The 15,209-nt window shown below is 52.4% G+C and carries 12 protein-coding genes; 6 read left to right on the top strand and 6 right to left on the bottom strand.

The genetic code is table 11. The features are described from left to right. Window positions 1-120: 120 nt before the first annotated feature. The 6 genes from KJW29_RS04955 to KJW29_RS04930 all read right to left on the bottom strand — a co-directional run bounded on the left by KJW29_RS04955 (window position 121) and on the right by KJW29_RS04930 (window position 8,252). Entirely contained in the window at window positions 121-1,770 is a 1,650-nt protein-coding gene (locus tag KJW29_RS04955) for an extracellular solute-binding protein (RefSeq protein ID WP_214628971.1), read from the bottom strand. Between the two features lie 54 nt (window positions 1,771-1,824). Next, window positions 1,825-2,724: a carbohydrate ABC transporter permease gene (locus KJW29_RS04950; RefSeq protein WP_087568806.1), complete on the bottom strand. Its 900-nt coding sequence runs from the start codon at window positions 2,722-2,724 to the stop codon at window positions 1,825-1,827. A 74-nt stretch (window positions 2,725-2,798) separates the two neighbouring features. Next, window positions 2,799-3,767 carry an ABC transporter permease gene (locus KJW29_RS04945; RefSeq protein WP_087568807.1) on the bottom strand — a complete coding sequence of 323 codons (969 nt, stop codon included), beginning with the start codon at window positions 3,765-3,767 and terminating at the stop codon, window positions 2,799-2,801. Between the two features lie 264 nt (window positions 3,768-4,031). Beyond that, window positions 4,032-6,305 (bottom strand): AraC family transcriptional regulator, encoded by a 2,274-nt coding sequence (locus tag KJW29_RS04940; RefSeq protein ID WP_214628970.1) that lies wholly within the window; start codon window positions 6,303-6,305, stop codon window positions 4,032-4,034. A 630-nt stretch (window positions 6,306-6,935) separates the two neighbouring features. Continuing rightward, window positions 6,936-7,517: a P-loop nucleotide/nucleoside kinase family protein gene (locus KJW29_RS04935; protein ID WP_214628969.1), complete on the bottom strand. Its 582-nt coding sequence runs from the start codon at window positions 7,515-7,517 to the stop codon at window positions 6,936-6,938. Window positions 7,518-7,529: 12 nt separating this feature from the next. Next, window positions 7,530-8,252 carry a metallophosphoesterase gene (locus KJW29_RS04930; RefSeq protein WP_214628968.1) on the bottom strand — a complete coding sequence of 241 codons (723 nt, stop codon included), beginning with the start codon at window positions 8,250-8,252 and terminating at the stop codon, window positions 7,530-7,532. Window positions 8,253-8,483: 231 nt separating this feature from the next. Between KJW29_RS04930 and KJW29_RS04925 the strand changes: the two genes are divergently transcribed. The 6 genes from KJW29_RS04925 (at window position 8,484) to KJW29_RS04900 (ending at window position 15,207) form a co-directional block, all read left to right on the top strand. Then, window positions 8,484-9,950: an arylsulfatase gene (locus KJW29_RS04925; protein WP_214628967.1), complete on the top strand. Its 1,467-nt coding sequence runs from the start codon at window positions 8,484-8,486 to the stop codon at window positions 9,948-9,950. Window positions 9,951-10,224: 274 nt separating this feature from the next. Further along, window positions 10,225-11,019, top strand: a complete 795-nt coding sequence (locus tag KJW29_RS04920) for an ABC transporter permease (RefSeq protein ID WP_187105056.1) — start codon at window positions 10,225-10,227, stop codon at window positions 11,017-11,019. Further along, window positions 10,995-11,819 (top strand): ABC transporter ATP-binding protein, encoded by an 825-nt coding sequence (locus KJW29_RS04915; RefSeq protein WP_246608590.1) that lies wholly within the window; start codon window positions 10,995-10,997, stop codon window positions 11,817-11,819. The genes KJW29_RS04920 and KJW29_RS04915 overlap by 25 nt, the downstream gene beginning before the upstream one ends. A 21-nt stretch (window positions 11,820-11,840) precedes the next feature. Further along, window positions 11,841-12,914, top strand: coding sequence for an ABC transporter substrate-binding protein (locus KJW29_RS04910; protein ID WP_214628966.1), 1,074 nt, complete (start codon window positions 11,841-11,843; stop codon window positions 12,912-12,914). Between the two features lie 72 nt (window positions 12,915-12,986). Next, window positions 12,987-14,519 carry a sensor histidine kinase gene (locus tag KJW29_RS04905; protein WP_214628965.1) on the top strand — a complete coding sequence of 511 codons (1,533 nt, stop codon included), beginning with the start codon at window positions 12,987-12,989 and terminating at the stop codon, window positions 14,517-14,519. Beyond that, window positions 14,485-15,207, top strand: a complete 723-nt coding sequence (locus tag KJW29_RS04900) for a response regulator (protein WP_187105053.1) — start codon at window positions 14,485-14,487, stop codon at window positions 15,205-15,207. The genes KJW29_RS04905 and KJW29_RS04900 overlap by 35 nt, the downstream gene beginning before the upstream one ends. The last annotated feature ends 2 nt before the right edge of the window (window positions 15,208-15,209 follow it).

Below are 15,209 nucleotides of genomic sequence, written 5' to 3'. Positions count from 1 at the left end.
CGTCATAATGTCGATATACCGGCTCCGGAGCGGAGCCGGTCGTTCTTCCGCGCATCTTGCCTAGCGTTCGGCCGGAGAGCCTTGCCCAAGGCAGGGCCCTTCGGTCGGCCAAGTCGGTTCTTACCGGAATTGACCGGCGTCGATCGCTTTCTGTTTTTCGTCCAGAATTTCCTGGTAGCCGGCTTCGAGGTAACGTTTCTTGGCCGCCTCGTATTTCGCGTCGAATTCGGCTTCCGGAGCGAGTACGATATTCAGGTAAAGCTCTTGAAAGAGCGCGTTCAGATCGGCCTTGTATTCGTTTACCTTCTCCAGCACGACGGTGAACAAGGCATCAGGCGTCCGGTATTGCGCCGTCTCGTCGCGGTATCTGAGCAAATCCTCGGCCAGATACTCGTAGCCTACCGGCGCCCAGTTCCGCAGGTTCGCCTTGCGCGTCAGCTCCGGTGTCGCGTAAACCGGCGTTTCCGTCACCAGCGCCCAGTAGTCCTTGTTGTTATTCTGCGAAAGCACGGATTCGCCCTTGAAATCCGGCGTCTTCACCGGCAGACCGTCCGCGTCGAGCGTGTAGTTCTGGCCTTCCACGCCATTCTGGAACACGAACAGGTTCTCCGGCTGGCTCATCCATTCGAGGTACATCCAGACGGCCGCCCGCTCCTCCGGCGTAGACAAGTAGTTGATGCCCATAATGAAACCGAACGGCCAGTATGCCCTGGCTTGCGGCACTCCGCCTTCCGGTATGCCCGCGAACGGCGGCACGACGGCGAATTCGGCGCCCGGATTGTTTTTTAACGTCGCTTCGAAAACGTCAGTATTGCTGGCGAGATAAAGCCCGTACGTGCCTGTTCTGCCTGCTACGAACTCGGACTTGATCTTGTTGTCGTCATCACGAAGATAAAATTCCTTGTCAATGAGGCCATTGTTGAATTGGTAGTTGAGATTGCGCAGCCATTCCTCGGAATCCTTCGTCGTCAAGTCCGCTGCGGCGAGGTCGGAGTAGAGCGCGCGGTATTTCGGATCAACCGGCCAGTCGCGGAAAGCATAGCTATAATTGTAGTTGTTGCGCGTGAGCGAGCCGCCAAGCACGCCGAGTCCCGCTTCCTTCCACTTCACGAGCATGTCGTTGTATTTCTCCAGCGATGTCAGATCCTCCACCTTCATGCCGACCTTTTCTACCCAGTCTTTGCGGATAAGGGAGACGTAGTTGTCCGTATCCGGACGGGCCGCGAAGAAAAAAGTATTTTTGCCGTCGACAACGCCGTATTGCTGGATGGTCTCGCTCAAATTGCCCCAATAAGTAGGCGCATAGTTGGCGATCTCTTCCCAATCGAGCTCCTGCATGACGTCTTCTCCGTAATACGCAAGCGCCTGCGGCATATCGTAATGGAAAATGATATCAGGCGCCTTTTGAGCGGCCAGAAGCTGCTCGAAATCCGTTACTTCGTTGTTGCGCGTAATCGGCACGAACTTGACGTTTATGTTGTATTTGTCCCCGAATTCCTTCTGAACCCAGCGCGTGTAGTAATTATCGGTAACGTTCCACCCTTCGAAGGCACGCTCGTAGACCGGGATTTCCAGATTAACCTTCTGCGGGAAGCCTTTCGAATAATCCGGGAAACCTTCGCTTGGCTGCTCCGTGCTGCCGCTTGTCGCGGTCGGAGCCGGGCTGCTCGTCGCCGCGCCGCCTCCGTTGTTATTGTTGGAGCAGGCGGCCAGCAGCCCCGTGCTCATGATAACGGCCATGGACATGGCCAGCAATCTTTTTTTGCTCATCGTAATACCCCCATATTGTCGTATTCGCGAAGCTCGGGACGGCAGATTAACCTTTTAACCCTTGACGGACCCCAGCATGACGCCTTGCACAAAATATTTCTGGATAAACGGATACACGCATACAATCGGCAGCGTCGCGAATACCACGACGGACGCCTTAAGCACTTCCGGATTGCTGAGCTGCACGGTCGTCGCCTCCAATTGGAAGCTCTCGCTCGCTTGGATAACGAGATAATACAGCTTCAGCTGCAAGGGACGCAGATCGATATTGTACTTGATGTAGAACAAGGCATCCTGATAGGCGTTCCAGCGTCCCACCGCGTAGAAAAGGGACAAGGTCGCCAAAATCGGCTTGGAGAGCGGCAGCACGACGCTGAACAGAATACGGAAGTGTCCCGCGCCGTCGATTCTCGCCGATTCCTCCAGGCTGACGGGAATGTTGCTGGCGATGGAGCTCCTTAGAATCAAGAGATTAAAGGCGCTGAACGACAGCGGCAGCACCAACGACCAGATGGTGTCCAGCATCCCCAAGCTGTTGATCAGCATGTAGTCGGGTATGATGCCTCCGCTGAACAGCAGGGTGAACACGCAAAGGAAGGTCAGCACCGCGCGTCCCTTGAGCTGCGGACGGGACAGCGGGTAAGCCGCGCAAATCGTGACGATCATGCCGAGTATCGTAAACAAGACGGTCACGAGAACGCTTACATATAGCGAACGCAAAATGCTCGCATCCGCAAAAATTTTGCCGTATGCCTCCAGCGTAAAGCCTTGCGGAACGAGAAATACCTTCTGGGCGATGACATAGGCATCGTCGCTAAGCGACTTGGCAACAACGTGAACGAACGGCAGCAGGCAAGCCAGCGATGCCATCAGCACGAAAAGGCGAATCAGCCATTCCCAGACGTCGATGCGATGGCGCCGGGATGCCGCGGCCGGTTTCCCCCTTGCTTTCATGCTTTTCCTCCTTTCTGTATACAAGATACAAATACAAGTTCTAAATGTTCGGTTACCAGTAGAACATCCTTTTCCTAGAACAGTCCGTCTTCGCCAAGCTTCTTGGCGATCCGGTCGGCGATGACGACGAGGATAAGTCCGATGACCGCCTGGAACAAGCCAAGCGCCGTCGCGCGGCTGAAGTCGCCGCCTTCGATGCCCCAGCGGTAGACCAACACCGGGATCGTTGTGGTGAACTCGGTCGTCGCTTTGTTCGCCAGACCGATGATTCTCTCGAACGAGCCGCCCATGACGTTGCCGAGACTCAGGATAAGAAGCGTGATGATCGTCATGCGGATGGATGGAATCGTTACGTTCCACATTTTGCGAAGCCGCCCCGCTCCGTCCATCGTCGCCGCCTCGTAAAGCTCGGGATTGACGCCGGTAATGGCCGCGAGATAAATAATCGTGCCCCAGCCCATGCTGTACCACACGCCGATCGCCAGATAACTGAACAGCCAGTTGGTATCCTTCTGCAAGAACGGAATCCGGTCCCCGCCCATCTGCTCGATCAGATTATTGATCATGCCGCTGCCTTCTCCGAGCAGTTGGTAGGCGATGGCGCCGATAATGACCCAGGACAGGAAGTGCGGCAGGTAGAGCAGCGTCTGGTTCACGCGCTTAAAAAGCGTGCCCCTGATCTCGTTGAGCAATAACGCAAGCACGATCGGCATCGTGAAGCTAAAGAGCAAATCCAGCACGTTGAGCAGCAGGGTGTTGCGCACGGCCTTGAAAAACTCGGGCTTGGCGAACAGCTCCTGGAACACTTCGAGCCCGACCCACTCGCTTCCCCAAAACCCTTTTGCGATTTTGTACTCTTTAAATGCCAGCATCAGTCCCGACATCGGCGCATACTTGAAGAGAAGGACGAACGACAGCGGAATCAGCAATAACGCATAGAGCTGCCAATCCCGGCGAAGATAATAGAAAAGACCCCGTTTTGTGCCTGCGTACCGTATGGAAGCGGTTGTTGGTTCCACCTCCGCAGTTCCTCCAGCTTTCAAAGTTTCACCTCCTTTTGACCCGACTTATCCGCTCGCATTCCGACTGTGGTCCGCTTCGGGATTGCCCTAATCATAGCGCTTACATTTCGCGGCGGTAAATCATGAGGTTTGATTATCGCCCTTCACTTTTGATCTTTTCCTTGATTCTGCGAGCTTCTTGGGGTGCCTTATGATCAATTCTGATAGGCCATGAGCAAAAGTTAAGCTGCCTTCCCTGGCCATGACGGCTTAGGAGGCAGCTTCGGATGGGCTTAAGGATGGGCTTTAGGAAGTCCGGCACTTCGAAGCCTTGTAGCCGCTCGGCGGCATGCCCTCGAACTTTCGGAAAAATCGGTTGAAGCTCTGCACGTTATAATAACCGACCTCGGCGGCGATGCCCGCGATCGTAAGCCCGGGATCCAGCAGCAGCTCCTTCGCCTTCTCGATACGGAGCTGATTGAGGTAGTCGATCAGGCTCTGGCCCGTCATCTCGTAGACGATCTTGCGCATATAGGAATAGCTGATGCCGATCTCCTTCGCCATCTCCTGGAAGACGATATCCTCGCGATAGCGTTCCTGGAGATAATTGATGATCCGCTCGCCGTGCTGATTGGTTTCTCCCGGCGTGCGCGCCAGATACTGCACGATTTCCCTGCAAAAATCGTAGACGTACTCTTCGAGCTCGTCAAGCGTGTCGATGGAGGCGAGCGCCGCGTAAATGTTGCCCCTGCCCGCAAAAATTTTGGCCGTGCTGACGTTGTTCTCTCTCAAATGTTTGATCGTGACGCCCGTCAATTGATGATAAACGAAGAGAATATTATCGTAGGAGACGTATTCGGCGGATCGAATTTCGTCGCCGATCGCTTTTAATTCCTTCGCAATGCTGTCAAGGTCTCCCTGGTCCAAATAATTGAGCATGCGCCTCTCGCTGTTGGAAGGGTAAATATACTTTTTGTCGCGTCCGCTCTCCTCCTGCCAATACTGGATGCTTCCGCTTCCGACAAGCATGCGCTGCTTGATGGCCTCCGACGCCTCCGCGACGCGGTCCATCACTTCGCGGCTCTCCTCCGCCGGACTGCTCACGCCGATCGTGACGGAATGATCCAGCAGCTCGGCCGCCTTGTCGCGGATCGCGGAGAGCGCGTCATTGATGTCCGCGCTGACGCTGTTTCGCTCCGATTCCCCGTAGTTGATCACGATGACGAAGCAGCCGTCTCCCCGATAGACGCTGCGTGCCCGAATGCCTTCCTGGAACAGGCTGTCGCAGTGCGTTGTCAGCAGATAGCGGTGGTAGCTCCTCGTCTCGGGATTCGTCTTGCCGACGTACACCCGATACCGGTCGATGGAGACGACGGCCGCCAGATAATAAGGGGAAGGGAACAACTCCGCAGCCTGCGGCGTCGGCTCTCCCCGGATCAAACGCTGCACCGCCATGCTGCGGGCATCCTGCTCTCGCATCTGCAACAGCTCGTTAAGCCCTGCCTCTTCTTCTCTCATCCGCTTGAAAGCGGCATCCAGAAACGCCAGTTCGTTCCGCCCCTTGACCACGACGTCGTCGCGCGACCGCATTGAACGGACCAGCTCTCTCGCCGGCTTGGATACCCAGGTAGCCAGCAAGACGCTGAATACGGTACCCGCCAAAATGATGACGGCGGTCAGCAGCATAATATTGCGCTGCATCCCATGCGAGCTGACCATCAATTCTTCGACGGAGTGAATGTTCAGGCTGGTCCAGCCGTACCGGCTCGATTTGGACCATGTATACAGAAGCCGCTCGCCGCCGGCGTTTTCGCGGAAGGCATAACCTTCCCTCTCGCTCTGCGCGAGTATGCCGGAGATGACGGGATTTTCGCCTACATTCCAAAGCAGCATGCCCTTGTCGCTGTGCGAGATGACCGTACCGTCCCCGTTCAGCAATATGAAACCGCGCTGCGCGGTGCCGGAGGAGCGGAATACGTTGTCGATCTGGTTCTCCTTCATGTTAACGACGATCGTTCCCCGCGTCGTCGTCGATAGCCGATTAAGCGGAAGCACGTAAGAGATGACGTACTCGCCGGAATCCAATCTCCGCGGATACCACACGCCGCTGATTCCCCTTTGGCCTTTCAGCGCGTCCTCCAGCCAGTCGATGGATTCGAACGACTCCAGCTCCTTGATCCCCTTGTCCGTCGAGACGACATAGTCGGCATCCCCCAGATGGAAGAAGGAAGAGTGCACGCCTTCGCCATGCCGGTTCAAGTTCAGCAATTGCTGCAGCACGGCTCTCGCGTTGGTGACCGTATCGAAGCTGGAGTTCAGCTCCTCGAACGTCTCGTACGGCCGGATGCGGTCGAAGATATGGGTGGCCGTCAGACGCACCGTGTTCTGGGCCAGGTTGTTCAGCGCGTTTTCGTTCAGCTTGCGGCTCGCATCCAGACCCTCCAGGGTCGACTCCGCGATGGCCTGTTCGGAATTTCGCAAAATCTGTTCCCCGCTGTACCAGGTCAAGATCGCCGTCGGCACGGCCATAATGCAAAATAAGATGACAATGAGCTGCAACATCATAGGTGTACGTTTCATATAGACCCCCCCATGAAATCTTGTCAATGCCCTGTGAGGTAAACGCTTACATTTGTCCGTATAATCCTTTCTCTTTTGAAAAAAAGAACGCTCCCTATCTCACTCTCTTTCGGTCTCCCTCGATTCATGGCTACCATTATCTTACAACCTTTGCTTTGATTCGGACAATATAAGATTAGTGCCCAATCATATAATAATATCGCTGATTTTTGCGAATACAGGCATGCAAAATAAACCGTCCCGCTCCCATTCATGAGGCTGGATCGTTATCCGGCGTCAGCCTCTAACCTAACGGACATGAGAAACAGTATCTTCATATTAAAGGTTGTATCGGAAATGAAAAGCGTTATTTCAGCAAAAAGCAGCCCTTCGCAAATCTAATGGAACTGACAGCCCTTATGTTAGGCAAAAGTCCGCGGTTTGCCTGGATTTCTTACGAATAACGTCGCAGAGTTCCGTTAGATTTTAATATCACGCCAAACGGTCCATATAAGGGCCCTCATTTCCGTTAACAAGTTGGCGATGATAGGGCAGCTTCATAAATGCTTAAGTAAGAACAAAATGGCCTCTTTTGCCACTTGGGACGATCGAAGCCACCTTCTAGAGGCAGCGCAGTTTCATAAAAAAGACCTAACCGATAAAACGCTCCGCCAACTCCAGCTTCTCTACCGTCAGCTCGCCGGAGTTATCGAAATAGAGGATCGACGACTCTGGCAGCGGCCATCGTATGGCTCGCGGAACGAGCGACTTGCTGAATGCTTCCCAATTGTCCAGCTTCCAAGCATCGAGCATGGATCCTCTTTGCAGGATGCGTGCTCGGTAATGGCTGTCGTCGGGGAGGCAGACAAAAATGACCTTCACTTCCACGTCGCTTAACGAAGCGCCTATCCGCGACAGCTCGCTAGCCAGCCAGTCGGGGGCCTCCGTCTCTCTGGTAAACGGACCGACGACGAACGCATCGTTGCCAAGCTCCACGTTCTCGAGGGCGGCATCCATTGTCAGCCGATAACCCAGGTGTCTGCATCTCGATTTGTAGTGCTCGGAATCGCGGTCGTTCGGGTCCAGTCCCGCTTGCGTCATGATGGCTTCGGCCGCCGGCCGTAGCAGCGTATCCATGTCGAACAGCGCGGTACGGCTTCTTTTGGCCAACTCCTTCGCCAACGTCGTCTTGCCCGCTCCCGCCCCTCCCAGGAAAAAAACAAGCTTGCGCATCCAGTCTCCTCCTTAATCCACGCTTTTTAGGCTTGCGTACGTGTAGTCCAATCCATCGCTAATGATCAAGGCGTTAAGCTGGTAGCCGAATTTAATGCCGCCGTCGATGCCGATCATTTGTTTCCCGAACCAGGGATGGAACACCTTCTCCCCATGAAGCCTCGCCGTCACTTCATGACCGAACACGATTTTTTTGGAGATAGGCAGAATTCCGTCATAAGCATGGAACACCCCTCTTATCCACCGAAAGTCCTTCGTGGACGTTTGACGCCAATGCCTGATCTGGGGGTTAATGCCCGCGTGTACGAAGATATGATGTTCGTCTTCTAAGAAATACTTCAAATTTCTGAGGAAATGGATCTCCGGTGCATAATTCCGCTTAATGAAGACTCGCGCTTTCTCATCGTCATCTTCGTCTATATACCATGGACAGAAGGAACGTATGGTTTGGGTGCCGCCGTTGCGGGCTGTCGTATAAGGCGAAAGAATATAATCCTGGTTATCCAGCCAATTCAGGAACATATCGTCGTGATTTCCGCCAATGACCTTCACCCCGTTCAGATTGGACAACGCTTTGACGTGCTGGACGACCTTGAGCGAGGACGGCCCTCCGTCCACGTAGTCTCCAAGCAGCACAAGCCGGTCATGAATCGCGTTATACTGAATTTGATTCAGAAGCGCCAGGAACGTCTCATAATAGCCATGTATATCAGATATGACGATGGTTCTTCTCATACCGATTTATCCCTGCCCTTCACCAGTAGTGCTGTTCCAACTTAGATCCCAAATAGTCAATTCGTTCGCAACCATTTCGACAACATATCGGTTTAATCCTGCCCGCTTATTCTGAACAAGTTTCGAACAATATGAACGTTGGAATGAAAAAAAAGATTAATTTGCAGCAATCAGGCTGTGCAAAAAGGTATAATTTTTACGATGTGAAAAACATGGAAAAAGGAGCACGCCATGAAACCGAATCTTTTATTGATTACCGTCGACCAGATGAGATATGATTGTCTTCATTATTTGAATCACCCGGTCATTCAGACTCCGAATCTGGACCATCTGGCAAAGAGGGGCGTTACCTTCACGAGCGCTTACTCCGCGACACCGTCATGCGTTCCCGCCAGAGCCTCTATTCTGACGGGCATGAGCCAACGGAGCCATGGGCGGGTCGGTTATCAGGACAAGGTCGTCTGGAATTACGAGCACACCCTTCCCGGCGAGCTGGCCCGGGCGGGATATCATACGCAATGCATCGGGAAAATGCATGTCTACCCTACTCGCAATCTGTGCGGGTTCCATCATATCGAACTGCATGACGGCTATATGCACTACAATCGCAATCGCGCGCGTTCCTCCGCCCTGGAATGGTGGGACTATACCGACGACTATTTGCCTTGGCTGCGAGAGCGCGCCGGCTATGATCAGGATATTATGGATCATGGACTGGACTGCAACGCATCCGTTGTTTCCAGACCATGGCATCTGGAAGAGAAATACCATCCGACCAATTGGGCCGTGACGAGGTCGATCGACTTTTTGCGAAGAAGAGATCCCGGCAAGCCGTTTTTCTTGTGGACCTCCTTTGTTCGTCCGCATTCGCCCCTTGATCCGCCGGAGGCTTATCTGAATCTGTACAAAAACATGGAATTGCCGAAACCTCCGATCGGAGATTGGGCAGATGATAAGGATGCGGACGGAGCCGGCTTTAATCCGACGACCGGAAGAGGCCTTGTGCATGACCGTATGCGCCAGGATGCGCTTGCGGCCTATTACGCGCTCATTACCCATATCGACAATCAAATCGGAAGACTGCTAAATGCGTTGTTCGAATTCGGAGTCAGCGATAATACCGTCATTATGTTCACGTCCGATCACGGCGATCTGATGGGCGACCACAATTTGTACCAGAAGCGGTTAGCCTATGAAGGAAGCGCCAAAGTGCCGTTTATCCTGTGCGATCCTACCGGAAGGCTGGGACTCGAAGGCGGCAAGAAAGTAACGCAAGTCGTCGAGATGCGCGATATTATGCCTACTCTGCTGGATATTGCCGATCTTGCGATTCCTGACAGCGTGGATGGAAGCAGCGTGCTGCCGCTGGGCAAAATAAGCGGAGATAAGCAGGAAGCGCAATGGCGTGAATATATACACGGCGAGCATGCCCATGGGGCAATGTCTTTCCACTACACGACCGATGGGAAACGGAAGTATATTTGGTACTCCCAATCGGGAGACGAACAATTTTTTGATTTGGAGCAAGATCCAAACGAGCTGCAAAATTTGATTGGGGAAGTCGAATATGCGGATGAAATTGCCGTCTGGCGCAACCGGGTTGTCGAGGAATTGACAGGTCGCGAGGAAGGTTATACCGACGGCGAAAGGCTTCTTGTCGGTCAGTCGCCCCGAGATGTTCTAAGCCACGCATTATAATGGCGTAAATGTGTTAAGCATTCGTCGTTGCTGTGTTAACGGGCGTCGCTTTATCCCGTTACCGGTTTCCAGGCAGCGGCACAGTGCTGCTGATTCTTTATGAATAATAGGGAAACGCCAATACCCCCAGCGGTATTGGCGTTTTTTTTGTGAACGACGGCACTCGACGAGAATTATTGCTAGGTTATAAAAAAGTTCATACTTTATTAACATTTGATGTCTCACGTACAATTTAGCTAGAAAGACCCAACAACATATCAAAAGGTGGAGTGGCATGGACAACAAACCCGCAACTAGACTCGGACAGATGCTTAACCGTTTGGATGGAAAAATATTTTTAGTCATCTCCCTTCTGCTCGGAATTCTCGTCTGGCAGCTGATATCGATGACGAAGGCTGGCGCCGTATTCGCCGGACCAGCCGATACGTTCGACGCCTTTATCAAGGAAGCGGCGAGCGGCAGACTGCTGGAACATATATACGCAAGCTTGTTCCGCGTATTGGGAGGGTTCTTGCTGGCGCTGGTTATCGCCATACCGGTCGCCTTCCTGATGGGATGGTATCGGACTTGCAGGATGCTGGTGGAGCCGTGGATCCAATTCTTAAGAACGATTCCCCCTATCGCTTACATTCCGCTCGTCGTTGTAGCGCAAGGAGTTGGTGAAGGCGCCAAAATTACCGTTATATTCGTTGCCGCCTTTCTTGTCATGGTCGTCTCGATCTACCAAGGCGTACGGAATGTAGACGTAACATTGATCAAGGCATCGCGCGTGCTTGGCGCAAGAGATCGCGATATCTTCTTCCACGTCATTATTCCGGCCTCCTTCCCGTTTATTCTAGTCGCGCTGCGACTTGGATTAAGCGCTTCCCTAACAACGCTGATCGCCGCAGAACTGACCGGAGCTCAAGTCGGACTCGGCCAGATGATTCAGGAAGCAAGCTTGTATTTCCGGATGGAAGTTCTGATTATGGGGATTGTAATGATTGGAATCATTGGATTTCTACTTGATAAAGCTTTATTATTCCTCGAGAGGAGGCTGGCGGGATGGCAGGAAGTGCGCAGCGTCTAAGGATGCCGGAACGAACAAGCTCGGGCACAGCCAAAGTTGAGATCGATGCGATTCGGAAAGTGTTTCCGACCTCGCGAGGAGAAGTAGTCGCGCTGAATAACACAAGCTTAACGATCTCGAACAACGAATTCATATGCGTCGTCGGTCCTTCCGGTTGCGGCAAAACAACTTTATTGAATATTTTGGCCGGGCTGGACGTACCTACCAGCGGCGAAGTCCGCATTGACGGCAAATCTATTCATGGTCCCAGCAGCGAACGAGGTGTCGTCTTCCAGCAGTATGCGCTGTTTCCATGGCTCACTGTGAGACAAAACGTAGAATTCGGTCTCAAGCTCAAGGGGATCGGGAAAGTCGAACGAAAGTCTATTGCGGAAAAGTATATCGAATCGGTCGGCTTAAAGGATTTTGCGAACGCTTACCCGAAAGAACTGTCCGGCGGCATGAAGCAGCGTGTCGCAATTGCCCGCGCCTATGCCGTCAATCCGCAGCTGCTGCTGCTTGACGAGCCCTTCGGCGCACTGGATGCGCAGACGAGAACACAGCTGCAGGTGGAATTGCTGAACACATGGGAGCAAGAGCAGAAAACCTGTTTCTTCATTACTCACGATGTCGAAGAAGCCGTTCTGCTCGCCAGCCGCGTCGTCGTCATGAGCGCCAGACCCGGGAGGATCAAATCGATTGTCCCGATCGACCTTCCACATCCTCGAACGCAGGAAACTCGCATGTCCAAGGAGTTTAACGATCTTAAAAACGAGATTTGGGGCTTGGTTTACCAAGAATATCTGGAAGCCAAAAAATAAACGAAAATGAGGGGATCGAACATGAAAAAATGGTTGACGATTGCAACGGCCATCGTTCTTACATTCGCAGTAGCAGCTTGCGGCAATTCAAATGGCAATAACGGAAACGCCGGCTCAAGCGCTTCGCCGAATACAAGCGAAGCTGGAACCTCTACTGCTAGCGCAAAGCCTACCGCTGCCCCGAAGCCGGATAAGCTTCGTATTGCCTATCATCCCAATATGGGCGGTTCCTCTGCGATTATTACCGGGATCAAAAAAGATTTCTTCAAAGAACAGAACCTGGAGATCGATCTCGTTAAATTTACGAGCGGACCAACAGAGGTTGCCGCTATGCTCTCCGGAGACATTGATCTGGGATATGTCGGACACGGCGCCCACTTCCTTGCGGTGGAAGGCAAAGTGAAAATCGTCTCGCTGGATGTGCTGAGCAAAGCGGAAGAGCTTATCGTCCGTACGGATTCCGGTATCGCGACGGCTAAGGATTTGAAGGGCAAGACGATTGCGACGCAGCTCGGCACCTCGGGAGAAATCGTGCTGGATCTGGCTTTGGAGAAGGAAGGCATGACCCGCGACGACGTGAAGCTGATCAATATGGACATGGCCGGAGCCGTCTCCGCCTTTATAGCCGATAAGGTGGATGCCACTATTGTCTGGGCCCCTTACTCTACAGAAATCAAAAAGACAGTCGGCAAAGACAACATTACCGTACTCGCGAACAGCGCCAGCTTCAGCGACGAATTCGTTTTCCCGTCCAGTTGGATCGTCACTCCGGATTACCTGAGCAAAAACGAAGACAAGGTCGTACGTTTTCTGAAGGGGCTGCACCAAGCGATGGATTATCGCGCCGAGCATCTGGACGAGGTTGTCGAGTACGTTGCCGAATTAAATGCAACGCCGATCGAGTCGGTTCAGGAAGAAGTCGAAAGCGGCGTTTGGATGACCGGTACGGAGGTCCGGGAGCTGTTCGCGGATGGAACTGCTAAAAAATGGTATGAGCAACAGCAAGAGCTGTTCCTGTCTACCGATAAGCTTGAGAAAGGCGCGCCCGTCGAAAGTTACGTCACCTTCGACCTGATGGCCAAGGTTGTCGAATAACTCCATTTTACTTGTGATAGAATAGTAACGGCGGCTCTTCGTCGTTACTATTCTCTATAGGGGCTGGATTGCATGATTTTGTTTATTCTGGCCGTTATGACCGTAACCGGCATACTCCTTGTATCAACCAACATGAAATCCTCTTCCACCTGGTTGACGGGTTGCTTCGCCGGCAGCGTCTTGCTGATCGTCGGCTTTATGTATTATTTTGCCAAGAGCGGCGGGTTACCCTATCGAATGGAATTTATTTTTTTTCTGCATCCGGATATTCACCGTTTTTTTCAGTACTCTACCATTACAATCGACGAGATGAGTCGTCTTCTTTCGATCGGACGCGCCGTCTTTTTATTTTTTTTGGCGGGATTCGTCCTCAACGTCAGCTCCTTCTTGCGTCCAAGAAGCACAATGATCGCTTACGTCGTTGCCTTTCTGTTCGCGCTTGCCAGCTACCTGCTTTATGAACCCGCCATTTACGCGCGTTTAACGGAGCTTACAACCGACGCTTTCCATAGTCGAACGGCATTTATTGTGCGGGCCGCGTATTTGATTTACGAGCTGCTGCTGCTGGCCATGCTCGTCCGCGAGCTCGGAAGAATGAGGACGCCATGGCTTCGCAACAAATTTATGATCGTATTCGTTACTGTCGTCAACCTGGCTGTCATCTTTTTACTGTTCGGCGTGTTTTCCCCGCTGCAAGTCAGCCATGCCATTTCGACCACTTATTTTTATATGGGCTCACTCTATTACAACAGCATGTTTGCTGTCTTTCAGTGGTACTTACTTATCGGCATAAGTTTCATCATAACGATCTTTGGCGCCCTCTCCCTATGGAGATATAATAAGCTGATTGGTAAGATCGGCAAACCGGAGATGCTAGTAGAGAAAAAAATTCGCCAGAGCGATATGGGCGTACGCGTCTTTACCCACGGGATTAAAAATCAAATTCTTGCCCAGCGCGTGCTGATTCGCAATCTGAAGAAACGAATGGCTGAAGCGACCGAAGCCGATCATCATGAAGACGTTCCATCCCAGCATCTGGTTCAGATGAACGATATTTTGGAGAAGCTGGCTTCCGGCAATGACCAGATTCTGCAGCGAATGGACGAGTTATACGGCGCTTTCAAGACGAATCGGCTACGTCTCCGTCCGACGGGCATTCATTTGATCTATGAGCATATTCTGCCGAAGCTGGATCCCGAGCAGCGCGCCCTGCTCCATGCCAAACCGTTCAAAAAACATCTGATTTTGGCCGACCTCCCTTACCTCGCGCAGGCTGTCTATAATCTGTTATCCAATGCCTTTGATGCGGTTCAGGACAATTATAGCGTTGGACGCGAACCTTATGTCAGCTTCAACAGTTATTCGGCCGGCAATTATGTCATTATGCAGATTACAGATAACGGGATCGGCATAGACAAGAGTCAGCGCCACCAAATATTCGATCCGTTCTACACCCGCAAAAATTCGGATACGAACTGGGGACTGGGCTTATCATATGTTCAGCAAACAGTGAAGGCCCACTTCGGATATGTCCGGTTCGACAGCAAACCCGGGGAGGGTACGACATTCTATGTTTACTTACCCATCTACAGATCCAATGAGTAACCGCGGGCCTTTGCGTCCCATTAAGGTCGCCGTAGCCGAAGACCACGACATTCTCAGACAGGATTTCTCGGAGATGATCGAGAACCAGCCTGGACTGGAATGGGTAGGCGCCGCCGCTACCGGCAACGAGGCTGTCGAGCTTGCGCAACGGCAAGAGCCGGATATTATGTTGATGGATATCGAGATGGAGACCCATCAGGACGGCATTGAAGCCGCGAATCGATTGTCACTGCTGAGGCCGAACATCGGGATCATCTTCTTGACCGTGCACGAAGACGAGGAAACGATCTACAAGGCTTACACATTAAGCAATGCAAGGGATTACTTGGTGAAGTCGGCCGAACACGACGAAATCATTCGATGCATTGAATCCGCTTATACCGAGCAGCAGCATGGTTCCTCCTCCATGTCCTCCAAGCTGAAGAGCGAATTCTCAAGACTAAAGCAGACGGAGAGCAAGCTGATCCGCTTCATGGGCATCTTGTCCCAGCTTACGCAGGCCGAACGGGAAATCATCAAGCTTCTGCTCGCGGAGAACAAGGTAGAGCATATCGCAAGGATTCGAATGGTGGAAACCGTTACGATCAAATCCCAGATCAATACGCTGCTCAAAAAGTTCGGGATGAAACGTACCAGAGAAATTGTAGGATTAATTCATGAATTGAATGTCGCTTTTATATTCGAGTAGAG

It is taken from the genome of Paenibacillus agaridevorans, assembly GCF_018604145.1.
Lineage (GTDB): Bacteria > Bacillota > Bacilli > Paenibacillales > Paenibacillaceae > Pristimantibacillus > Pristimantibacillus agaridevorans.
The sequence above is the reverse complement of the archived record's forward strand: the minus strand, read 5'-3'. Positions and strand labels throughout refer to the sequence as shown.